Origin of the sequence: Pseudomonas paraveronii (assembly GCF_963681955.1) — a bacterium.
In the GTDB taxonomy this organism is placed as follows: Bacteria; Pseudomonadota; Gammaproteobacteria; order Pseudomonadales; family Pseudomonadaceae; genus Aquipseudomonas; species Aquipseudomonas paraveronii.
In genome coordinates this window covers 2481134-2501390 of the sequence record NZ_OY817130.1, presented here as the reverse complement: position 1 = coordinate 2501390, position 20257 = coordinate 2481134, and the positions used below count along the sequence as shown (strand labels likewise).

21 protein-coding genes and 2 pseudogenes are annotated in these 20257 nt (G+C 62.4%); 16 read left to right on the top strand and 7 right to left on the bottom strand.

The features are described 5' to 3' along the window. Window positions 1-29 precede the first annotated feature (29 nt). Entirely contained in the window at window positions 30-1121 is a 1092-nt protein-coding gene (locus tag U5A08_RS11380; RefSeq protein WP_253394935.1) for an NADH:flavin oxidoreductase/NADH oxidase, read from the bottom strand. Window positions 1122-1174: 53 nt separating this feature from the next. On the opposite strand from U5A08_RS11380, the gene U5A08_RS11375 reads away from it, so the two are divergent. Continuing rightward, on the top strand, window positions 1175-1510 hold the full coding sequence (locus tag U5A08_RS11375) for an ArsR/SmtB family transcription factor (protein WP_373423807.1): 336 nt from the start codon (window positions 1175-1177) through the stop codon (window positions 1508-1510). Window positions 1511-1555: 45 nt separating this feature from the next. Here U5A08_RS11375 and U5A08_RS11370 read toward each other — a convergent pair whose 3' ends face one another. Together U5A08_RS11370 and U5A08_RS11365 are read right to left on the bottom strand one after the other, a co-directional pair. Next, window positions 1556-2314, bottom strand: a complete 759-nt coding sequence (locus U5A08_RS11370) for a Fic/DOC family protein (protein ID WP_321851580.1) — start codon at window positions 2312-2314, stop codon at window positions 1556-1558. After that, complete coding sequence (locus U5A08_RS11365; protein ID WP_253400368.1) at window positions 2311-2574, bottom strand: hypothetical protein; 264 nt, start codon at window positions 2572-2574, stop codon at window positions 2311-2313. Before U5A08_RS11365 ends, U5A08_RS11370 begins: the two co-directional genes overlap by 4 nt. A gap of 179 nt (window positions 2575-2753) precedes the next feature. Between U5A08_RS11365 and U5A08_RS11360 the strand changes: the two genes are divergently transcribed. The 10 genes and pseudogenes from U5A08_RS11360 (at window position 2754) to U5A08_RS11320 (ending at window position 11174) form a co-directional block, all read left to right on the top strand. Next, window positions 2754-3644, top strand: coding sequence for a bestrophin family protein (locus U5A08_RS11360; protein WP_321851578.1), 891 nt, complete (start codon window positions 2754-2756; stop codon window positions 3642-3644). A 132-nt stretch (window positions 3645-3776) separates the two neighbouring features. Further along, window positions 3777-4856, top strand: a pseudogene (locus tag U5A08_RS29885) (HAMP domain-containing protein); the annotation flags it as partial. A 327-nt stretch (window positions 4857-5183) separates the two neighbouring features. Continuing rightward, window positions 5184-5720: pseudogene (locus U5A08_RS29880) on the top strand (methyl-accepting chemotaxis protein); the annotation flags it as partial. Between the two features lie 267 nt (window positions 5721-5987). Next, window positions 5988-6578, top strand: a complete 591-nt coding sequence (locus U5A08_RS11350) for an amino acid synthesis family protein (RefSeq protein WP_253394924.1) — start codon at window positions 5988-5990, stop codon at window positions 6576-6578. Between the two features lie 41 nt (window positions 6579-6619). Next, window positions 6620-7453 carry an alpha/beta fold hydrolase gene (locus tag U5A08_RS11345; RefSeq protein ID WP_253394922.1) on the top strand — a complete coding sequence of 278 codons (834 nt, stop codon included), beginning with the start codon at window positions 6620-6622 and terminating at the stop codon, window positions 7451-7453. Continuing rightward, window positions 7450-8931: an aldehyde dehydrogenase gene (locus tag U5A08_RS11340; protein WP_321851576.1), complete on the top strand. Its 1482-nt coding sequence runs from the start codon at window positions 7450-7452 to the stop codon at window positions 8929-8931. Before U5A08_RS11345 ends, U5A08_RS11340 begins: the two co-directional genes overlap by 4 nt. Before the next feature lie 12 nt (window positions 8932-8943). Beyond that, a complete protein-coding gene (locus U5A08_RS11335; protein WP_010567340.1) occupies window positions 8944-9429 on the top strand; it encodes a flavin reductase family protein in 486 nt (161 codons plus the stop codon). Window positions 9430-9442: 13 nt separating this feature from the next. Further along, window positions 9443-9832, top strand: a complete 390-nt coding sequence (locus tag U5A08_RS11330) for a carboxymuconolactone decarboxylase family protein (protein ID WP_247407889.1) — start codon at window positions 9443-9445, stop codon at window positions 9830-9832. A gap of 23 nt (window positions 9833-9855) precedes the next feature. Next, the gene (locus U5A08_RS11325; protein ID WP_247407890.1) at window positions 9856-10608 is read left to right on the top strand and encodes a GntR family transcriptional regulator; all 753 of its coding nucleotides are present in this window, start codon (window positions 9856-9858) and stop codon (window positions 10606-10608) included. A 2-nt stretch (window positions 10609-10610) separates the two neighbouring features. Further along, the gene (locus U5A08_RS11320) at window positions 10611-11174 is read left to right on the top strand and encodes an NUDIX hydrolase (RefSeq protein WP_247407892.1); all 564 of its coding nucleotides are present in this window, start codon (window positions 10611-10613) and stop codon (window positions 11172-11174) included. Between the two features lie 825 nt (window positions 11175-11999). On the opposite strand, the gene U5A08_RS11315 is transcribed toward U5A08_RS11320, so the two are convergent. Next, a complete protein-coding gene (locus U5A08_RS11315; protein ID WP_046383894.1) occupies window positions 12000-12293 on the bottom strand; it encodes a DUF1330 domain-containing protein in 294 nt (97 codons plus the stop codon). A 68-nt stretch (window positions 12294-12361) separates the two neighbouring features. Here U5A08_RS11315 and ribBA point away from each other — a divergent pair, with 68 nt between their 5' ends. The 5 genes from ribBA (at window position 12362) to U5A08_RS11290 (ending at window position 17625) form a co-directional block, all read left to right on the top strand. Then, on the top strand, window positions 12362-13471 hold the full coding sequence (gene ribBA, locus U5A08_RS11310) for a bifunctional 3,4-dihydroxy-2-butanone-4-phosphate synthase/GTP cyclohydrolase II (RefSeq protein WP_253394915.1): 1110 nt from the start codon (window positions 12362-12364) through the stop codon (window positions 13469-13471). 226 nt (window positions 13472-13697) lie between these two features. Beyond that, a complete protein-coding gene (locus tag U5A08_RS11305) occupies window positions 13698-14723 on the top strand; it encodes an ABC transporter substrate-binding protein (protein WP_247408482.1) in 1026 nt (341 codons plus the stop codon). Next, on the top strand, window positions 14720-15637 hold the full coding sequence (locus U5A08_RS11300; protein WP_253400367.1) for an ABC transporter permease: 918 nt from the start codon (window positions 14720-14722) through the stop codon (window positions 15635-15637). Before U5A08_RS11305 ends, U5A08_RS11300 begins: the two co-directional genes overlap by 4 nt. 6 nt (window positions 15638-15643) lie before the next feature. Beyond that, entirely contained in the window at window positions 15644-16453 is an 810-nt protein-coding gene (locus U5A08_RS11295) for an ABC transporter permease (RefSeq protein WP_247406707.1), read from the top strand. Window positions 16454-16470: 17 nt separating this feature from the next. Continuing rightward, window positions 16471-17625, top strand: coding sequence for an ABC transporter ATP-binding protein (locus U5A08_RS11290; protein ID WP_321851570.1), 1155 nt, complete (start codon window positions 16471-16473; stop codon window positions 17623-17625). Between the two features lie 178 nt (window positions 17626-17803). On the opposite strand, the gene U5A08_RS11285 is transcribed toward U5A08_RS11290, so the two are convergent. Genes U5A08_RS11285 through U5A08_RS11275 form a run of 3 tightly spaced genes read right to left on the bottom strand, consistent with a single transcriptional unit; the run spans window position 17804 to window position 20222 of the window. After that, entirely contained in the window at window positions 17804-18547 is a 744-nt protein-coding gene (locus U5A08_RS11285) for a PAS domain-containing protein (RefSeq protein WP_321851568.1), read from the bottom strand. Further along, on the bottom strand, window positions 18548-19207 hold the full coding sequence (locus U5A08_RS11280) for a response regulator (protein ID WP_253394909.1): 660 nt from the start codon (window positions 19205-19207) through the stop codon (window positions 18548-18550). Further along, window positions 19176-20222, bottom strand: a complete 1047-nt coding sequence (locus U5A08_RS11275; protein WP_321851566.1) for an ATP-binding protein — start codon at window positions 20220-20222, stop codon at window positions 19176-19178. The genes U5A08_RS11280 and U5A08_RS11275 overlap by 32 nt, the downstream gene beginning before the upstream one ends. Window positions 20223-20257: the final 35 nt, after the last annotated feature.

Genomic DNA, 20257 nt, shown 5'->3' with positions numbered 1-20257 from the left:
TCTCCCACAGGTCTTGCTGAGCGGCTACCTCAGCGATAGCGTTCCAACCAATGGGCATACGGCGCAGGCAAGGTCCAGGACGCTTTCTCTACCCCCAGCTCCTTGGCGGCAAAGTACGCCCAATGCGGATCAGCCAGATGCGCACGCCCCACCGAGACCAAGTCCACCTGCCCGGCCTGCAACGCACCTTCTGCCAGTTGCGGCGTGCCAAACCCCCAGGCCGAGGTGACCGGGATACCGGCTTCGCGGCGCACGCGCTCAGCGATCGGCCCCAGGAACGCCGGGCCCCACGGGATCTGGGTGTCGGCAATGGTGAAGCCGACGCTGACGCTCAGCAGGTCGAGGCCACCGGCCTTGAAGCGACGGGCCAACTCGATGGATTCGGTCAGGGTCTGCTCGTCACGGCCGTCGTATTCGATCACACCGAAACGCGCGGTCAACGGCAGGTTTTCCGGCCAGACTTCACGCACAGCGGCCAGGGTTTCCAGGAGGAAACGGCTGCGATTATCGAAGCTGCCGCCGTAGGCATCGGTACGCTGGTTGGAATGCTCGGAGAAAAAGCTCTGGGCCAGGTAGCCGTGGGCAAAGTGCAGTTCGATCCATTCAAAACCGGCGTCGCGGGCACGGCGGGCGGCGTCGACGAAATCCTGGCGCACCCGGGCGATGTCGTCCAGGGTCATGGCGCGCGGCACGTTAGGCAGGTTGGCGCCGAACGCAATGGCCGACGGTGCAATGGTTTCCCAGCTGCGCACATCTGAAGCGGGGATATGATCGTCGCCTTCCCACGGGCGGTTGGCACTGGCCTTACGACCGGCATGGGCGATCTGAATGCCCGGTACCGCGCCAGCAGCCTTGATGGCCTTGACCATCGGCACGAACGCCTGAGCGTGGGCGTCGCTCCAGATACCCGCGCAACCGGGGGTGATACGGCCTTCAGGGGACACTGCGGTGGCTTCGACCACCAGCAAACCCGCGCCGCCACGGGCCATGCTGGCCAGGTGAACATGGTGCCAGTCGTTGACGATGCCGTCGTTGGCCATGTACTGGCACATCGGCGGGATCGCGATGCGGTTGCGCAAGGTCACGTCTTTAAGCTTGTAGGGTTCAAACAGAGCAGCCATCGGGAATCTCCAGGGGCAAGTGCGTGATTCGATAGTTCGATGGTATTCGAACTATGGTATTCAACGCTAGCCCTGTTATCATTTGTTTTATGCGAGCCTTCAAACACCCCGCCCAACAAGACCTGACCCTCGAACGCGTGCTCTACGCCTTGAGCGACCCAGTGCGCCTGGAAATCGTCCGCTGCCTGGCCGGCGTACCCGAAGCCACCTGCGGCGAACTGGACGGCGGGCGGCCGAAATCCAGCATGTCCCACCACTTTCGCGTGTTGCGCGATGCCGGGCTGGTCCACACCCGCAGCGTCGGCACCACTCATCTGAATTCGCTGCGCGCGGATGTGCTTGAGGCGCGCTTTCCTGGGTTGCTGGCGAGTATTTTGGCTCAACGGTAAACGATAGGATCAGTACAACTGATCAGAGAGCATTACATCACTACTTTATTTTTTTGCGGGCGGGAGCGTATCGATCATCTGCGCTCGATAGACTTTGTAGATCTGTTGAACCTCAGGATTGTCTAGATTTTCGTAAGTTATCCCTTCTTTATCCAGACCATCCAGCCCCTTGATGCCACCTATCATCCCAGGCCATTCATCACGGTGGGCGATATCGACAACAAAGGGTTTCAAGTAGTTATTCAGATGCCCTTTGAAAGGTGCCCCAATCTCTTCGCTAAGTGCGCGAAGATAATCGTCCTTACTCGTTTTCGACCACTCAATAGCGAACTTTGCTCGATAACAAAGTTCCATGAAAACAAGCAAAATCGTGCGCCCATTACCATCAAGAAAAGGGTGTGCAAATGCCAATTGCCCCATCACATCGCCAGGGCGTTCTCTAAAGCGTTTCTTGTTCGACGCCAGTTCAAGCGCATAGTCAATCGAGCGTTTGATTGAGCCCGGATGCTCAAAAACAGTATGCCGAGGATCGTCGTGGAAAGCCTTGAATACGGCAAGATGCGGCACCAGATCATTTCGATCTTTACCCGCCCAGTGATAGAAATCAGAGAACAAGATTTGGTGTACTTTGAGCACCGACTTGTAATCAATCGGTTTTTTCCTGGCCAAATAATCCAGTGCATCTTCCATGCTCAGCTCAAACGAGAGATGCTCGGATTCCTTGACCTCTACAGGATCTTTAAGCTGTAACGCATTCTGAAGATATCCAGCGGTGTCGAAGTCTCCAAAAGGATCAAAACTCATGCGCTGAGTTTCTTCTTGGCGCGGCGCTTCTCCTGAAGATAACTGCCCTGAAGTGCGAGGGTTTCCGACTTGCTCAAAATACCCTTGCGCTTAAGGTTGACCAATAACTGTTCCACGCCATCCAATTCGACCACATCGCCAGCCAGTCCGGTGATAGCAACCGCCATTCGACTGATGCTGTCACGTTCGGCGGTGACATGATGCGCTTTAGCCAGCCTGAGCACTTTGCTGGCAATACTGACATCGGTTGTACTCGTCATTTGAAATCCCTCAGTGAGCTTTTCGAGCATAGCATGGTGGTGGTCCTTGCTCTCTACCCCGCTCGACGGGCGCAATCATTGATTTGATCCGACGCGTTGCCCCCGCCGCCGAACCTTTCACCGCAAACCACCGTCCGAGCTTAGGCACTGTTGCTTATCGCTCGCCGCGAGGTCTCCGTTTGAAAGCCGCCATCATCGAAAAATACCGCCTGATCATCAAAACCATGGGGTATGTCGGTTGGGCCCTGTTCTGGCTGTTGCTGTGGGACGTCGCCGTCACCGTGGACTTCATGCTGTTTCTCACCGCCAAGATCAACCTGCCGTTGATGCCGCTGACCTTGCTCGGCTCAGCGCTGGTGGTGCTGATCAGTTTTCGTAACAGCAGTGCCTACAACCGCTGGTGGGAAGCGCGCACCTTATGGGGCGCCATGGTTAACAATTCGCGCAGTTTCGCGCGGCAGGTGCTGACGCTGCTGGATGACCTTGGCAGCGACGTGAACCCGGTCAAGGCCACCCTGTTGCGTCGCCATGTGGCCTACGTGAACTGCCTGGCCTCCCACCTCAAGGGCCAGCCGTGCCCCGATGAGGTGCGGGCGTTTATCCCGGCCGAGGAATTTGCGCGCAACGGCGCCACCAACAACTTCGCCAATGACATCCTCACCGGCTCGGCGGCGCTGTTGGCCAGGGAATACAAGGCCGGGCGCCTGGACAGTATCCGTCTGGCGCGGCTGGAGTCGACTCTGGTGGATTTGTCCAACGCCCAGGGCGGCATGGAACGCATCGCCAATACCCCGCTGCCCTACCCTTACGTGTACTTCCCGCGCCTGTTCATTTCGCTGTTCTGCCTGATCGTGCCGGTGGGCCTGGTCGAATCCCTGGGCTGGTTCACCCCGCTGGCGTCCACGGTGGTGGGCTTCATGCTGCTGGCCATCGAACGCATCGGCACCGACCTGCAAAGCCCGTTTCACTCCAGCGAGCACCAGATCCAGATGGAATCCATCTGCGAAACCATCGAGAAAAACCTGCAGTCGATGCAGCGTGATGCGCTGGGCGGCAACCGTATCGGCTGAACGCACCCACGGCCTCAAGTGCGTGCCCCGGCGGTCGATATAAGGGGTACGCATGGCCGCACCCCTCATAAAAACACATGCGACGCTACTGTTTTCCCCTTGCCAAAACTATAAATACCCGCGGGAGAAGTCATGAATATCAAGCAAAAGCTGACCTGGGCGTTTGCGGCCATCGCGTGCGTGCCGGTTATCCTGGTGGCGGTGCTGGTGGTGCTGAACCTGCGCGAGGCGGCTGTGGCCAATTTCCTCGACAGCAGCGGCCGCGAGATCCGTCAGATCGATAACGGCATGAAGCAGTTCTTCGACGGCATCAGCCAGAACGTCGAGTACGTGGCCAAAGACCCGCGCGTTGTCGCGGCCAAGGAGCTGAAGAACTACGCCGGTGCCGACGCTGCGCAAATCGCGCTGACGCCGACGAATAAAGAGCTGCTGGCGATATTCGAGCAGTTCGCCAAAAGCCATCCGAGTACCGCCTACCTGTCCCTGGGCCTGAGCGATGGCGGTTATGCGAGCTGGCCTGACGACACCAAACTGAACAACTACGACCCGCGCGTGCGCCCCTGGTACAAAGCCGCCGTGGCCGCACCGGGCACCACCGTGCGGACCGGGGCCTACTACTGGGCGCCGGACGATGTGGTGTTGATCGGCACGGTCCATACCGTGGTCGACGCCAGCGGCACCCTGCTCGGCGTGGTCGGACTGGACGTCTCGCTCAAGCAGCTCACCGAGCTGGTGCGCAACATCAAGCTGGGCGACAGCGGCTACCTGATGCTGGTGGAAGCCAACGGCAACGTGCTGGTGGACCCCAGCGATGCCAAGCACAACTTCAAGCCGATGACCGAACTCGGCGCCAACTACGCCGAACTGGCCAAGCGCGGCGACGGCGTGACCCAAGTCGATATCGATGGCGTGGCCTACATGGCCAACGTGGTCAGTTCCAAAGACTTGGGCTGGCGCTTTATCGGCCTGATCAAGCGCGACGAAGTGATGGCCGACGCCACGCGTCTGACCTGGCTGATCGCGGCCATCGCAGCGGTACTCGCCGTCGTCTTCGCGATTGTCGGTGCGAGCTTCGCCAGCATGATTGTGCGCCCGATTCGCGGGGTCGCCGACGGCCTGCAAGAAATCGCCGAAGGTGAAGGTGACCTCACCCGTCAACTCAAGGTGCAAGGCAAGGACGAAACCGCCAGCCTGGCCGGCTGGTTCAACCAGTTCCTGAGCATGATCGCCCAGTTGGTACAGCGCATCGGCAGTGCTTCATCCGACCTGCAAACCGCCGCCGCCGACACCCGCGAAGTGGCCAACAACATGAACCAGGCCGCCGGCCGCCAGCGTGAAGCGGTGGAACTGGTGAGCACCGCGTTCAACGAAATGGTGGCCACCGCCAACGAAGTCGCACGCTCCTGCAGCGCCGCCGCGTCGAGTGCCGACGAAGGCTATCGCGATGTACATGACGGCCAGCAGCACATCGGCGAAGCCACCGGCAGCGTGCTCAAATTGAGCGAAGAACTGCAAAAATCGACCCAGACCATGCAGTTGCTGGAGCAGGACAGCAAAAACATCAACACCATCCTCGACACCATCCGCTCGATTGCCGAGCAGACCAACCTGCTGGCGCTCAACGCAGCGATTGAAGCCGCGCGCGCCGGTGACCAGGGCCGAGGCTTTGCAGTCGTCGCCGACGAAGTCCGCGCCCTGGCCCGCCGCACCGCCGACTCCACCGGCGAAATCGACAGCCTGCTCGGCAACCTCGCACGCCGCACCCAGGAAGTCACCCTGCAGATGCAGGGCAGCCTGCAGGTGTCGCAAACCAGCGTGGAACGCATCCAGCAGGCCCGCGACAGCTTCGACAAGATCCAAGGCTCGGTGGACTCGATCCGCGACCAGAACACCCAAATCGCCACCGCCGCCGAGGAACAGCATCAAGTCGCCGAACAGATCAACCGACACATCGCGCAGATCCATGCCGATGCCCAGCTAGTAGAAGACTTTGCCCACTCGGCACAGACCGGCTCTGGCCGCCTGACGGATATTTCCGGTCAGCTCAAGGGCCTGGTAGGCCGCTTCAAGTTCTAACCCCCGCCAATGCAAGGCGGTGAGCCACTCACCGCCTCTGCTGCTGACCCCACGCCAGCCTTCACCTTGAGCTCGACCGCGCAGCCGGTTGCCTTGAGGTACATCCGCACACTCCCGCACATCCCGCCGACCTTGGTGGCACTGTCCGCATCCGCAGATGAGGGCGGCGTACAACCGTCGATCATTCGAACGCGCTGACGTCTATTGCGATTCTCGTATTATGGTATACCATCATACGCAGACCTCTCACATCAGACGGAGCAGCCCATGAGTTTCGAAATCCGCAAGATCGTCAGCTACGCAGAAGAAACCTTTATCGAAGGCGGCAAGGCCTCGGACACTCCCGTGACCATGGTCGGCCTGGCCGTGGTGCTGAAAAACCCCTGGCTGGGTCGTGGTTTCGTCGAAGACCTCAAGCCGGAGATCCGTGCCAACTGCTCCGACCTCGGCGCGCTGATGGTCGAGCGCCTGGTGGGCATCATCGGCGGCGCGGAAAAAATCGAGGCCTACGGCAAGGCGGCAGTGGTCGGTGCCGACGGCGAGATCGAACATGCCAGCGCGATCATCCACACCCTGCGCTTCGGCAACCATTACCGTGAGGCGGTCAAGGCCAAGAGCTACCTGAGCTTTACCAACAAGCGCGGCGGCCCGGGCACGTCGATCCAGATCCCGATGATGCACAAGGACGACGAAGGCCTGCGTTCGCACTACATCACCCTGGAAATGCAGATCGAAGATGCGCCGCGTGCCGACGAAATCGTCGTGGTACTCGGTTGCGCCGATGGCGGCCGCCTGCATCCGCGCATCGGCAACCGTTATATCGACCTGGAAGAGCTGGCGGCTGAAAAAGCCCAATAAGCAAGACCGGCCCCCCAACAAAAAGCATGCAGGAGCGCTCCATGATTCGGCTCACCGCTGAACGCACCCCGGCTGGCACCAGTTATCTGGCGACCGGCCAAGGCCAGCCTGTGGTTTTGATCCACGGCGTGGGCCTGAATAAAGAAATGTGGGGCGGACAAGTCGTTGGCCTGGCCACGAATTACCGCGTGATCACCTATGACATGCTCGGCCATGGCGCCAGCCCGCGCCCGGCCGCCGACACCCCGCTGCTCGGCTATGCCGACCAGTTGCTGGAACTGCTCGATCACCTGCAACTGCCCCAGGCCAGCGTGATCGGATTTTCCATGGGCGGCCTGGTCGCGCGGGCGTTTGCCTTGCATTACCCCGAGCGCCTGAAGGGCCTGGTGGTGCTCAACAGTGTGTTCAACCGCAGCCCTGAACAGCGTGCCGGCGTGATCGCACGTACCGCCCAGGCCGCCGAACACGGCCCGGACGCGAATGCCGAAGCCGCACTGTCGCGCTGGTTCAGCCGCGAATACCAGGCGGCCAACCCGGCGCAGATCGCCGCGCTGCGGGAAACCCTGGCGGGCAACGACCCCCAGGGTTACCTGACCACCTATGAACTGTTTGCGACCCAGGACATGTACCGTGCCGACGACCTCCCGGGGTTGCGCGCACCGACCCTGGTCGCCACCGGCGAACTCGACCCCGGCTCGACCCCGGACATGGCCCGGCAACTGGCCGACCGTATTCCCGGCGCCAGCGTTGCGGTGCTGGCCGAGCAACGGCATATGATGCCGGTAGAGTCACCGCGCCTGGTCAACCAGTTGCTGCTGGGGTTCCTCGACACGGTGTACGCCCAAAACACTCCAATAAAGGGGATCGTTGCATGACACTCGCACGCTTCCAGATGTGCATCGGCGGTGAATGGGTCGATGCCCTCTCCGGCAAGACCTTCGACAGCCTCAACCCGGCCCTGGCCGAACCCTGGGCGCAACTGCCCGACGCCGACGAAGCCGACGTGGAGCGCGCCGTACAGGCCGCGCAAAGCGCCTTCGACAGCCCGGCCTGGCGTGGCCTCACGGCTACCGCACGGGGCAAACTGTTGCGCCGCCTGGGTGACCTGATCGCCGAGAACAAGGAACACCTGGCCCAGCTGGAAAGCCGCGACAACGGCAAGCTGATCCGCGAAACCCGTGGCCAGGTCAGCTACCTGCCGGAGTTTTTCCACTATACCGCCGGCCTGGCCGACAAGCTCGAAGGCGGCACCCTGCCGCTGGACAAGCCAGACCTGTTCGCCTACACCGTGCATGAAGCCATGGGCGTGGTCGCCGCGATCATTCCGTGGAACAGCCCGCTGTACCTGACGGCGATCAAACTCGCACCGGCCCTGGCGGCGGGCAATACCATCGTGATCAAGCCCTCGGAACATGCCTCGGCGACCGTCCTGGAACTGGCGCGCCTGGCCCTCGAAGCCGGCATTCCAGCGGGCGTGGTCAACGTGGTCACAGGCTTTGGCCCCAGCACCGGCGCCGCCCTCACCCGCCACCCACTGGTGCGCAAGATCGCCTTTACCGGCGGCGCGGCCACGGCAAGGCATGTGGTGCGCAGCAGCGCGGAGAACTTCGCCAAACTCTCCCTGGAACTGGGCGGCAAGTCGCCGAATATCATTTTTGCCGACGCCGACCTCGACAGCGCCATCAATGGTGCAATCGCCGGCATCTACGCGGCGTCCGGGCAGAGTTGCGTCTCCGGTTCGCGCCTGCTGGTGCAGGACACTATCTACGACGAATTCGTCGAGCGCCTGGTAGCGCGCGCCCAACGCATCCGCATCGGCAACCCGCAAGACGACGCCAGCGAAATGGGCCCCATGGCCACCGCGCAGCAACTGGCCGTGGTCGAAGGCCTGGTGGCGGACGCCATCGCCGAAGGCGCACGCCTGCGCACTGGCGGCAAACGCCCGCAGAACCTCGGCGAAGGCTGGTTCTATGAGCCGACGCTGTTCGAGTGCGACCGCAACTCGATGAAGATCATGCAAGAGGAAGTGTTCGGGCCGGTGGCCTCGGTCATCCGTTTCAAGGACGAAGCCGAAGCACTGGCCATCGCCAACGACTCGCAGTTCGGCCTCGCTGCCGGCATCTGGACCCGCGACCTCGGGCGCGCCCACCGCCTGGCGCGCGATGTGCGTTCGGGGATCATCTGGGTCAACACCTACCGCGCGGTCTCGGCCATGGCGCCCATCGGCGGTTTCAAGAACAGTGGCTACGGACGCGAAAGCGGCATCGATTCGGTGCTCGCCTACACCGAGCTGAAGACGGTGTGGATCAACCTCTCCCAGGCGCCCATGCCTGATCCTTTTGTGATGCGTTAAGAGTCCACAACCATGATCGAACCCGGCATATACAAAGACGTCATGAGCTCGTTCCCGTCCGGGGTCACGGTGGTCACCACCCTCGACCCGGACGGCGGCATCGTCGGCATCACCGCCAGCGCGTTCAGCGCGCTGTCGATCGACCCGGCCCTGGTGCTGTTCTGCCCCAACTATGCGTCGGACACCTACCCGATCCTGCGTGACAGCAAGCGCTTTGCGATTCACTTGCTGTCCGCCGACCAGACCGCCGAAGCCTACGCTTTCGCCAGCAAAGGCAAGGAAAAAGCCAAGGGCATCGAGTGGCACTTGAGCGAGCTGGGCAACCCGCTGCTGGCCAAGGCCACGGCGATCATCGAGTGCGAGCTGTGGCGCGAGTACGACGGCGGCGATCACGCGATCATCGTCGGCGCCGTGAAGAACCTGATCCTGCCCGAGCAACCGGTCACGCCGATGATCTATCACAAAGGCAAGCTGGGCCCGCTGCCCACCCTGGCCTGAGGAGCTGTGTGCAATGAGCAACGCAAAGTATGAGCAGGGGCTGAAGATCCGCACCCAGGTGCTGGGCGAAGCCTACGTACAGCGTTCGATCGAGAACGCCGACGACTTCACCCGCCCCCTGCAGGAGATGGTCACCGAATACTGCTGGGGCCATGTGTGGGGCCGGGAGGGTTTGTCGCTTAAAGAACGCAGCATGATAAACTTGGCGATGATTTCGGCCCTCAATCGGCCCCACGAGCTCAAGCTGCATGTGCGCGGCGCCTTGCGTAACGGGCTGAGTCGTGAACAAATACGCGAAATTCTGCTTCAGGTCGGCATCTATTGCGGGGTTCCCGCCGCCGTGGACAGCTTCCGGCTGGCCCGGGAAGCCTTCGCCGAAGCCGATGCCGAGGCCTCCCGTTAACCGTCCCATTCAGAGCAGCCCCCATGAAACGCCTGCCACTCGACGACAGCTTCAAGGTCAATCACAACCCGATCACCCTGCGCGAAATCGTGCTGGAGAAACTGCGCAGCGCCATCATGAACTTCCAGCTGCTGCCGGGTGACCGCCTGGTGGAGCGCGACCTGTGCGACCGCCTCGGCGTCAGCCGCACCTCGGTGCGCGAAGCCTTGCGTCACCTGGAGTCCGAAGGCCTGGTGGAATTCGCCGATGCCAAGGGCCCCCAGGTGGCGATCATTACCCTGGCCGACGCCGTCGACATCTATGAACTGCGCTGCGTGCTTGAAGGCTTGATCGTGCAGTTGTTCACCCTGCGCGCCAAGGCCAAGGACATCAAGGCCCTGGAAAAAGCCCTGGAGGAAAACCGCAAGGCCCTCAAGGACGGCGAACTGCAACAGGTCATCGATTCGGTACAGGGGTTCTACGACGTGTTGCTTGAAGGCTCCGGCAACCACGTGGCCGCCACCCAGTTGCGTCAGTTGCAGGCGCGTATCAGCTACCTGCGCGCCACGTCGGTGTCCCAGGAAAACCGTCGCGGCACCAGCAATCAGGAAATGGAACGCATGGTCCAGGCGATCAAGAGCGGCGACCCGCTCGCCGCCCACCAGGCCTGCGTCGACCACGTGCGCGCGGCAGCAGCCGTGGCCCTGGATTACCTCAAGCGCAAACAGGAAGAGACCGGCAAGATCCCCGAGATCACCCTGCCCATCGCCCTCAAAGAACCGCGCATAGGTCACTGACCGTGTTCAGGCCAAGCTTTTGCCCCAAATGCGGCGGCAGTGACCTCGGTCACCAGCTGCCACCGGGCGATACGCATGAGCGCCTGATGTGCCGCGGTTGCGGCTATATCCACTACATCAATCCCAAGATCATCGCCGGCTGCATCATCGAGCAGGACGGCAAGTACCTGCTGTGCCAACGCGCGATCCCACCGCGCCCCGGCACCTGGACACTGCCGGCCGGGTTCATGGAAGGTGGCGAGACCACTGAACAAGCGGCGTTGCGCGAAGTCTGGGAAGAAAGCGGCGTGCGCGCGGAGATCCTTTCGCCCTACTCGATCTTCAGCGTGCCGAAGATCAGCGAGGTGTACATCATCTTCCGCGCCATTGCGCTGGAGATCACCGGCCAGTTCGGGCCGGAAACCCTCGACTATCAGTTCTTCGCGCCCGAGGACATTCCCTGGGACAGCATCTACTACCCGGCGATCCGGCAGATCCTCGAACGCTACATCGAGGAACGCCAGGCCGGGGTGTATGGCATCTACATCGGCAATGACGACAGCGGCAAGATCCATTTCATCCGCTGATCTTCAGGCTGAACTCGGTTCAAATGTGGGAGGGGGCTTGCCCTCGATGGCAGTGGCATATTCAACATCGCCGTTGGCTGACACACCGCTATCGGGGGCAAGCCCCCTCCCACAGTTTGAAGCACGTGAATCAGCCCTGCTCATCCTCGAAACCAGGGCGCTGCAACGCAGCCTACTCCACACCACCGAACCCAATGTGGAAGGGGGCTTGCCCCCGATGGCAGTGGCATATTCAACATCGCCGTTGGCTGACACACCGCTATCGGGGGCAAGCCCCCTCCCACAGTTTGAAGCGCGTGAATCAGCCCTGCTCATCCTCGAAACCAGGGCGCTGTAACGCAGCCTACTCCACACCACCGAACCCAATGTGGGAGGGGGCTTGCCCCCGATGGCAGTGGCATATTCAACATCGCCGTTGGCTGACACACCGCTATCGGGGGCAAGCCCCCTCCCACAGTTTGAAGCGCGTGAATCAGCCCTGCTCATCGTCGAAACCAGGGCGCTGCAACGCAGCCTACTCCACACCACCGAACCCAATGTGGGAGGGAGCTTGCCCCCGATGGCAGTGGCATATTCAACATCGCCGTTGGCTGACACACCGCCATCGGGGGCAAGCCCCCTCCCACAGTTTGAAGCGCGTGAATCAGCCCTGCTCATCGTAGAAACCAGGGCGCTGCAACGCAGCCTACTCCACACCACCGAACCCAATGTGGGAGGGGGCTTGCCCCCGATGGCAGTGGCATATTCAACATCGCCGTTGGCTGACACACCGCTATCGGGGGCAAGCTCCCTCCCACATTTGAATCGATTTACACCTGAAAAAAACTAAGGCGCCAGCCCTTCCACGATGATGATCTGCGCCTGCCCCACCCCCTCACGGTGCGCCTTCGCCGCCTGATATTCGGCGGATTCGTAACACGCCACCGCCTGCTCATAGCTATCGAACTCAATCACCACATTACGCTGCCGCGCCGGCCCGCCTTCCATCGCTTCGCTGCGCCCGCCCCGGGCCAGAAACCGCCCGCCAAACTGCGCAAACGCCGCCGGCGCGCGTTGGGTGTATTGCGTGTACTGCTCTGCATCGGACACATCTACATGGGCAATCCAATAGGCCTTCATCGTGACATCCTCTCGCCTGATTTTGTGGTATACCATAATACACACAACCAACAAGTCGAGCACCCAACATGTCCTTCAACAGCATCGCAGACATCATCGAAGACTACCGCCAAGGCAAGATGGTGCTCCTGGTGGACGACGAAGATCGGGAAAACGAAGGCGACCTGCTGCTGCCTGCAGCGTGCTGCACCGCCGAGACTATCAGTTTCATGGCCCGCGAAGCCCGTGGCCTGATCTGCCTGACCCTCACCGACGAACACTGCCAGCGCCTGGGCCTGGAGCAGATGGTGCCGAGCAATGGCAGCGCGTTCAGCACCGCGTTTACCGTGTCCATCGAAGCGGCCAGCGGCGTGACCACCGGTATCTCTGCCGCCGACCGCGCACGCACGGTGGCGGCGGCCGTGGACGTCAACGCGGGGCCTGCCGATATCGTGCAGCCGGGGCATATCTTTCCGTTACGCGCCAAAGATGGCGGCGTGCTGACCCGCGCCGGCCACACCGAAGCCGGCTGTGACCTGGCCCGCCTGGCCGGGCATGCACCGGCCTCGGTGATCGTCGAAGTGATGAACGACGACGGCACCATGGCCCGCCGGCCTGACCTGGAAATCTTCGCGCGCAAGCATGGGATCAAGATGGGCACTATCGCCGACCTGATTCACTACCGCCTCAGTACCGAACGCACCGTGGTGCGCATTGGCGAACGCGACCTGCCCACGGTGCATGGCACGTTCCGCCTGATTACCTTTGAAGACCGCATCGACGGTGGCGTACACATGGCCATGGTGATGGGCCCATTGCGCCGCGATGAACCTACGCTGGTGCGCGTGCATGTGATCGACCCGCTGCGCGATCTGGTCGGCGCCGAGTACAGCGGTCCGTCCAACTGGACGCTGTGGGCCGCCCTGCAACGCGTCGCGGCCGAAGGCCGTGGCGTGGTGGTGGTGCTGGCCAATCATGAATCGTCCCAGGCGCTGCTGGAGCGCGTACCGCAACTGACCCAGGCACCGCGCCAGTTCAACCGTTCGCAGTCGCGGATTTATTCGGAAGTCGGCACCGGGGCGCAGATATTGCAGGATCTGGGCGTCGGCAAGTTGCGTCACCTCGGCCCGCCCCTGAAATACGCCGGGCTGACCGGCTACGACCTGGAGGTGGTCGAGAGCATTCCCTTCACCGAATGACGGATAACCGGTAAGGCAAAATGCTTGCACAAAGTTTGGAATACCATAATATGATATTCCATAGACCGAACGCTTTCGCCAAGTGCGCCCGCCAGGGACAGCACCAATAACAGCCCTTGGCACGGTCGCCTTTTGGGCCTCGATTAGAGGCTCCGATGGACCTACTGCTCCCGATAGGCGGGCATTACCAAGCCCGCTCAATAACAAAACAAATGAGGGCGTGAAAATGGTGTTGAACAAACGTGCAACCGCTGTGCTGTTCGCGGGTTTATTGGCTACGGCCACTCACGCGGCCCTGGCGGCCGAAAGCGTGAATTTCGTGAGCTGGGGCGGTAGCACCCAGGATGCGCAGAAACAGGCGTGGGCCGACCCTTTCAGCAAGGCCAGCGGCATCACCGTTGTACAGGACGGCCCGACCGACTACGGCAAGCTCAAGGCCATGGTCGAAAGCGGCAACGTGCAGTGGGACGTGGTGGATGTCGAGGCCGACTTCGCCTTGCGCGCCGCCGCCGAAGGCCTGCTCGAACCCCTGGACTTCTCGGTAATCCAACGCGACAAGATCGACCCACGCTTCGTCTCCGACCATGGCGTCGGCTCGTTCTTCTTCTCCTTTGTGCTGGGCTACAACGAAAGCAAACTCGGCGCCGGCAAACCCCAGGATTGGACCGCGCTGTTCGACACCAAGACCTACCCCGGCAAACGCGCCCTCTACAAATGGCCCAGCCCTGGCGTGCTCGAACTGGCCCTGCTGGCCGACGGCGTACCGGCCGACAAGCTCTACCCCCTGGACCTGGACCGCGCCTTCAAGAAACTCGACACCATCAAAAAAGACATCGTCTGGTGGGGCGGTGGTGCGCAGTCGCAGCAACTGCTGGCCTCCGGCGAAGTCAGCATGGGCCAGTTCTGGAACGGTCGCATCCACGCCCTGCAGGAAGACGGCGCACCCGTGGGCGTGAGCTGGAAGCAGAACCTGGTCATGGCCGACATCCTCGTCGTGCCTAAGGGCACCAAAAACAAAGCCGCCGCGATGAAGTTCCTGGCCAGTGCCAGCAGCGCCAAGGGCCAGGCCGATTTCTCCAACCTGACCGCCTATGCACCGGTGAATATCGACAGCGTGCAGCGCCTGGATTCAGTCCTGGCGTCCAACCTGCCGACGGCGTATGCCAAGGACCAGATCACCCTCGATTTCGCCTACTGGGCCAAGAACGGTTCGGCCATTGCGACACGGTGGAATGAATGGCTAGTCAAATGAAAATGACGGCAACTACACCGACCGGGAGCGCCCTCGGCGCTGCCGGCGCGGTTTGCAGCAACGCCGTAGCGCCGTCCCTGGCCCAGCGCTGGCGGGGCGCGGGCAACCTGATCCCGGCCCTGCTGTTCCTCGGCCTGTTCTTCCTCGCACCGCTGATCGGGCTGTTGCTGCGCGGTGTACTGGAACCGGTGCCGGGCCTGGGCAACTATGAACAGCTGTTCGCCAACTCGGCCTACGCCCGGGTAATGCTCAACACCTTTTCGGTGGCGGGCCTGGTGACCCTGTTCAGCCTGTTGCTGGGCTTCCCGCTGGCCTGGGCGATTACCCTGGTGCCACGCGGCTGGGGCCGCTGGATCTTGAATATCGTGTTGCTGTCGATGTGGACCAGCCTGCTGGCCCGCACCTACTCCTGGCTGGTATTGCTGCAAGCCTCCGGGGTCATCAACAAGGCGCTGATGGCCATGGGCATCATCGATGTTCCCCTGGAGATGGTGCATAACCTCACTGGCGTGGTGATCGGCATGAGCTACATCATGATCCCGTTCATCGTGCTGCCGTTGCAGGCGACCATGCAGGCCATCGACCCGATGATCCTGCAGGCCGGCTCCATCTGCGGCGCGAGCCCGTGGACCAACTTCTTCCGGGTGTTCCTGCCGCTGTGCCGGCCGGGGTTGTTTTCTGGCGGGTTGATGGTGTTCGTGATGTCCCTCGGTTACTACGTTACCCCGGCGCTGCTCGGCGGTGCGCAGAACATGATGCTGCCCGAGTTCATCATCCAGCAGGTGCAATCGTTCCTCAATTGGGGCCTGGCCAGTGCCGGTGCCGCGTTGCTGATCTTCATCACGCTGGTGCTGTTCTACTTCTACCTGAAGCTTCAGCCGGAATCCCCGGTTGGCGCGAGCAATGCGAGGTAAGCCGTCATGCTGCTGACTCCGAATGCCATGAGCCGCAGGATGCGCCTGGGCCTCTACACCACCACCGGTTTGATTGGGCTGTTCCTGCTGCTGCCGATCGTGTTTATCGTGCTGCTGTCGTTCGGCTCGTCGCAATGGCTGGTGTTCCCGCCACCGGGCTGGACGCTGAAATGGTACGGCCAGTTCTTCTCCAACGCCGACTGGATGAACGCGGCGCTGGCCAGCCTCAAGGTCGCCGTGCTGACCACCGTGTTCGCCGTGGCGCTGGGCCTGCCCACGGCATTTGCCCTGGTGCGCGGGCGCTTCCCCGGCCGCGAGCTGCTCTATGGCCTGTTCACCCTGCCGATGATCGTGCCACTGGTGATCATCGCCGTGGCGGTGTACGCGCTGTTCCTCAAGCTCGGCTACACCGGCACGATGTTCGCCTTTGTGGTCAGCCACGTGATTGTCGCGTTGCCGTTCACCATCATCTCGATCATCAACTCGCTGAAACTGTTCGATCAGTCGATTGAAGACGCGGCGGTGATCTGCGGGGCGTCGCGCCTGCAGGCGGTGTTCAAGGTGACCTTCCCGGCGATTCGCCCGGGGATGGTGGCCGGTGCGCTGTTCGCCTTTCTTGTGTCATGGGACGAAGTGGTGCTCAGCGTGATGATGGCCAGCCCGACCCTGCAAACCCTTCCCGTGAAAATGTGGACCACCCTGCGTCAGGACCTGACACCGGTGATCGCCGTCGCCTCGACGCTGCTGATCGGCCTCTCGGTGCTGGTCATGGTCATCGCCGCCGCCGTCCGCCGGCGCACAGAAACCCGCGCTTGAGCGCCCAGGAGCAGAACATGAGTGCAGTGATCCAAGATGCCGCGCAGAACCCGGGCCAACCCCTGGTCAGCCTGCGCAACCTGAACAAGTTCTATGGCGAATTTTGCGCCGTGGACAACATTTCGCTGGACATCAAGGACGGCGAGTTCCTCACCTTCCTCGGCTCCAGCGGCTCGGGCAAAAGCACCACCCTGTCGATGCTCGCCGGTTTTGAAACGCCGAGCAGCGGCGAGATCCTGGTGAGTGGTCAATCGCTGGTCAACGTACCGCCGCACAAGCGCGACATCGGCATGGTGTTCCAACGCTACTCGCTGTTCCCGCACCTGTCGGTACGCGACAACATCGCCTTCCCCCTGGCGATCCGCAAACTGGCCAGCGCCGAGCGCGAGAAGCGTGTCGACGCCATGCTCAAGCTGGTGCAACTGGAACAATTCGCCCATCGCCGCCCGTCGCAACTGTCCGGCGGCCAGCAACAGCGCGTCGCCATCGCCCGGGCGCTGGTGTACGAGCCGCGCATCCTGCTGATGGACGAACCGCTCGGCGCCCTCGACAAGAAGCTGCGTGAAGACTTGCAGGACGAGCTGCGCCAGTTGCATCGGCGCCTGGGCATCACCATCGTCTATGTGACCCACGACCAGGAAGAAGCGATGCGCCTGTCGCAACGCATCGCGATTTTCAGCCACGGCAAGATCGTCGGCCTGGGCAGCGGTTTCGACCTGTACCAGAACCCGCCGAACGCGTTTGTCGCCTCATTCCTGGGCAACTCCAACTTCCTCAAGCTCAAGGCCCAGGGCAACGCGGCCGCGTCATTCGAAGGCCAATCCGTGTCGATCCGCCTGACCGGCGGCCTGCGCAGCGAGCAGGATGTGCTGCTGATGGTGCGCCCGGAAAAAGCCCTGGCGCTGAGCGTCGAACAGGCCGCCGAACAGCCCCTGGCCGCCGGTTGGAATGAGGTGTCGGCGCTCGTCGGCGAAGTGCTGTTCCTCGGCGAAAGCCAGACCTGCAGCGTGAAAACCCTGGGCGGCACCTCGATGACGGTCAAGGCATTGTCCGCTGCGGGCATGCCGCTCAAGGCCGGCGACCCGGTGCGCGTGCGCTGGGCCACCGCAGATGCCTGTGTGTACACCGAGTGGGCGGAAAGCGATCTGAACAAAGCTGCCGGCGCCCACTGAGTCACCCATTGTGGGAGGGGGCTTGCCCCCTCCCACATTTTGAACTGCATCCTACGCTGGAAAATCGCCCCCTCGATGCCCGGCACCTCGCAGGTATCGGCATAGATCCCCACGCTGGGCCACGGCGATCTGAACAAGGCTGCCGGCGCTCATTGAGCCCCCTCCCACATTTTTTGAACTACGTCCTACGCTCGAAAATCGCCCCCTCGATGCCCAGCACCTCGCAGGTATCGGCATAGATCCCCACGCCCTTCTCCCACACATGCTTGATCGACTGGTCGGCGCAGCGGATCTGGTAATTGAGCTCGAACGGTTCATGGCGTGACAACGCATATTGCACCTCGCGCCACACGTAGTCGGCGTCCTGGGCCAGGATCAGGCTGTTGTAGGTGAACTCATGGTTGTCCACCAGCCGCTCGGCGGGGTAGCCGGTCAATTGCAGGCAGCCGGCACTGACGAACTCCATGGTCCAGTCGCGGTTGTTACGGCCGCGATAGATCAGCCCGGGCATGCTGTCGAGCAAGCTCATGCTGCTGCGCTGGCTGGCTAGCAAGGCGATTTCGCGGCGCTTGTGCGCAGTGACATCCCCGGCCACCAGGTAGAAACCCTGCGGGCCGCGCTTGAGGCTGATCTCGAACCAGCGCAGCTCGCCGCACGGATGCACGAAGCGCAGGCGTTGGTTGAACGAGGTCTCGGGACGTCGGCGCAGCTCATGCAAAGCCTGGCGCCACAGCGGGCGGTCTTCCTGATGGACGTAGTCGACGACGTTGCGTTCCGCGCCCGGCGCGCCCATCAACTCGGCCCAGGCCAGGTTGAAGTGGGCGATCTGGCCGTTGTCGCGCAGGTGCAGCAAAGCGGCGGGAAAACAATCCATCAGGTGCGCGGGCGGTGTCTGCACCCAAGCGTCAGGGCTTTCCCTCATCTAATGACGCTCCTCGTGTTTGAGCAACGCGCCGCTGTGCACCCGGGCGGCCAGCTCCAGGCGCGAATGCAGGTTGAGTTTCTGCAACAGGCTGCGCACATAGATTTTCACCGTGCCGTCGCTGATCCCCAGCTCCCTGCCGATCTGTTTGTTGCTCATGCCGGCGGCGATCAGCGCCAGGGTCTGGCCTTCGCGTTCGGTGAGGTGCTCACCGCCCGGCGTCTCGCCGTGTGGCCTGGGCTCGGCCGGGTCGGCGAGCAAGGCGATCAGGGTTGAGTCGAGCATGATCGCGCCCTTGTGACAGTTGCGCATATACGCCAGCAATGCCTCGGGCTCGGTTTCCTTGAGCACGTAACCGCTGGCGCCCAGGCGCAAGGCGCTGAGCAATTCGGCGCGGTCCATCGACGCCGTGAGCACCACCACCTGGCAGTCCAGGCGCAATTGGCGCAGTTCGTCCAGCACCTGCAGGCCGCTCAGGCCAGGCATGTGCAGATCCAGCAAGACCTGCTGCGGCGTCAGGCTCACGGCCAGGTTGATGCCTTCTCGGCCACTGGCCGCCTGCCCCACCACTTCGAAGTCGTCGCTGGCATCGAACAGTTGCGCCAGGCCTTTGCGAAACAGCGGGTGATCATCGATCAGTAATAAGGTCGTGCAGTCCATCGAGACTCCCTTGTGGCAGGTCGTGGTGGCGGCGCAGGCCAAGGTGCACGCGCACGCCGTGCGGGCGGATCGCTTCAATGCTCAGCCGCGCGCCGATGCTGGCGGCGCGCTCGCGGATAATTGCCAGGCCGAAATGGTTGTGCTCATCGCACGCCGGGCTCAAGCCGATGCCATCGTCCTCCACCGACACCGAGGCATCGCCGTCCTGGGTCTGGCGCAGTTCAATACGCACATGCCGCGCGTGGGAATGGCGCACCGCATTGGCCAGGGCCTCGCGCACGATCTGCAGGATCTGCAACTCGGTTTCCGGACTCAGGGCATCGTCGGCCAGGCGGTTGTCCAACTCGAACACGATGATGCAGCGCCGCGAAAACTCCGCGACCGAGTCGGCCAGGGCCTGGCGCAGCGAGCGTCCGTCCATGGTCAGGCGCGCGCTGGTGATCAGCTCGCGCACCTGGCGCTGCAACTGGCTGAGGCCGGCGCACAGGTCCTGCAGGACGGGCGCGCCCAACTGTGACTGCAAGCCGTGGGCCTGGAATGCCAGGTAACCCAACTGCTGCGCCACCGAATCGTGCAACTCACGGGCCAGCGCGCCGTGGCGCGACGTTGCCTGTCTGCGCTGCTGCTCACGGTTGTCGCTGCGCAGACGCACGGTGACCGCCACGGCGTGCGCCGCTTCCTCCAGCAACTGACGCCAACTGGCACCGGCCCGTCTGGGGGTATCAAGCAGCAATGCGCCCTTTTCACCCTCGGGCAAGGCGCACACCAATCGGTGCACACCCCTTTGCCGGCAAGGACCGCACGCCTGGGGCGTGTCCATCGCACTCGCGTCGCGCCCGGGGCAGTGCGCCACGCCCTGGCAGCCCTCGATCAAGCCACGCCGCGTCGGGCCGAGGTCTTCGCCGCCGAGGATCAAATTGAGCCTGGCGGCGGGCAGCAGTGCGTCGAAACGGTCCAGAAAACCCGACAAGGCACCGTCCGCGTGCAGGGGCAACCCGGCCAGCAGCCTGCGCACGCTACGCGCCTGTTCGGGGCGCACAGGCCCCAACC

Bases quoted from the DNA above. Each gene is read 5' to 3' on its own strand.
- U5A08_RS11325 (WP_247407890.1), top strand. From the start codon at position 9,856: ATGAAACGCCTGCCACTCGACGACAGCTTCAAGGTCAATCACAACCCG.
- ribBA (WP_253394915.1), top strand. From the start codon at position 12,362: ATGTCCTTCAACAGCATCGCAGACATCATCGAAGACTACCGCCAAGGC.
- U5A08_RS11380 (WP_253394935.1), bottom strand. From the start codon at position 1,121: ATGGCTGCTCTGTTTGAACCCTACAAGCTTAAAGACGTGACCTTGCGC.
- U5A08_RS11350 (WP_253394924.1), top strand. From the start codon at position 5,988: ATGAGTTTCGAAATCCGCAAGATCGTCAGCTACGCAGAAGAAACCTTT.
- U5A08_RS11365 (WP_253400368.1), bottom strand. From the start codon at position 2,574: ATGACGAGTACAACCGATGTCAGTATTGCCAGCAAAGTGCTCAGGCTG.
- U5A08_RS11345 (WP_253394922.1), top strand. From the start codon at position 6,620: ATGATTCGGCTCACCGCTGAACGCACCCCGGCTGGCACCAGTTATCTG.
- U5A08_RS11330 (WP_247407889.1), top strand. From the start codon at position 9,443: ATGAGCAACGCAAAGTATGAGCAGGGGCTGAAGATCCGCACCCAGGTG.
- U5A08_RS11300 (WP_253400367.1), top strand. From the start codon at position 14,720: ATGAAAATGACGGCAACTACACCGACCGGGAGCGCCCTCGGCGCTGCC.
- U5A08_RS11280 (WP_253394909.1), bottom strand. From the start codon at position 19,207: ATGGACTGCACGACCTTATTACTGATCGATGATCACCCGCTGTTTCGC.
- U5A08_RS11290 (WP_321851570.1), top strand. From the start codon at position 16,471: ATGAGTGCAGTGATCCAAGATGCCGCGCAGAACCCGGGCCAACCCCTG.
- U5A08_RS11340 (WP_321851576.1), top strand. From the start codon at position 7,450: ATGACACTCGCACGCTTCCAGATGTGCATCGGCGGTGAATGGGTCGAT.
- U5A08_RS11305 (WP_247408482.1), top strand. From the start codon at position 13,698: ATGGTGTTGAACAAACGTGCAACCGCTGTGCTGTTCGCGGGTTTATTG.
- U5A08_RS11295 (WP_247406707.1), top strand. From the start codon at position 15,644: ATGCTGCTGACTCCGAATGCCATGAGCCGCAGGATGCGCCTGGGCCTC.
- U5A08_RS11375 (WP_373423807.1), top strand. From the start codon at position 1,175: ATGGTATTCAACGCTAGCCCTGTTATCATTTGTTTTATGCGAGCCTTC.
- U5A08_RS11315 (WP_046383894.1), bottom strand. From the start codon at position 12,293: ATGAAGGCCTATTGGATTGCCCATGTAGATGTGTCCGATGCAGAGCAG.
- U5A08_RS11335 (WP_010567340.1), top strand. From the start codon at position 8,944: ATGATCGAACCCGGCATATACAAAGACGTCATGAGCTCGTTCCCGTCC.
- U5A08_RS11285 (WP_321851568.1), bottom strand. From the start codon at position 18,547: ATGAGGGAAAGCCCTGACGCTTGGGTGCAGACACCGCCCGCGCACCTG.
- U5A08_RS11370 (WP_321851580.1), bottom strand. From the start codon at position 2,314: ATGAGTTTTGATCCTTTTGGAGACTTCGACACCGCTGGATATCTTCAG.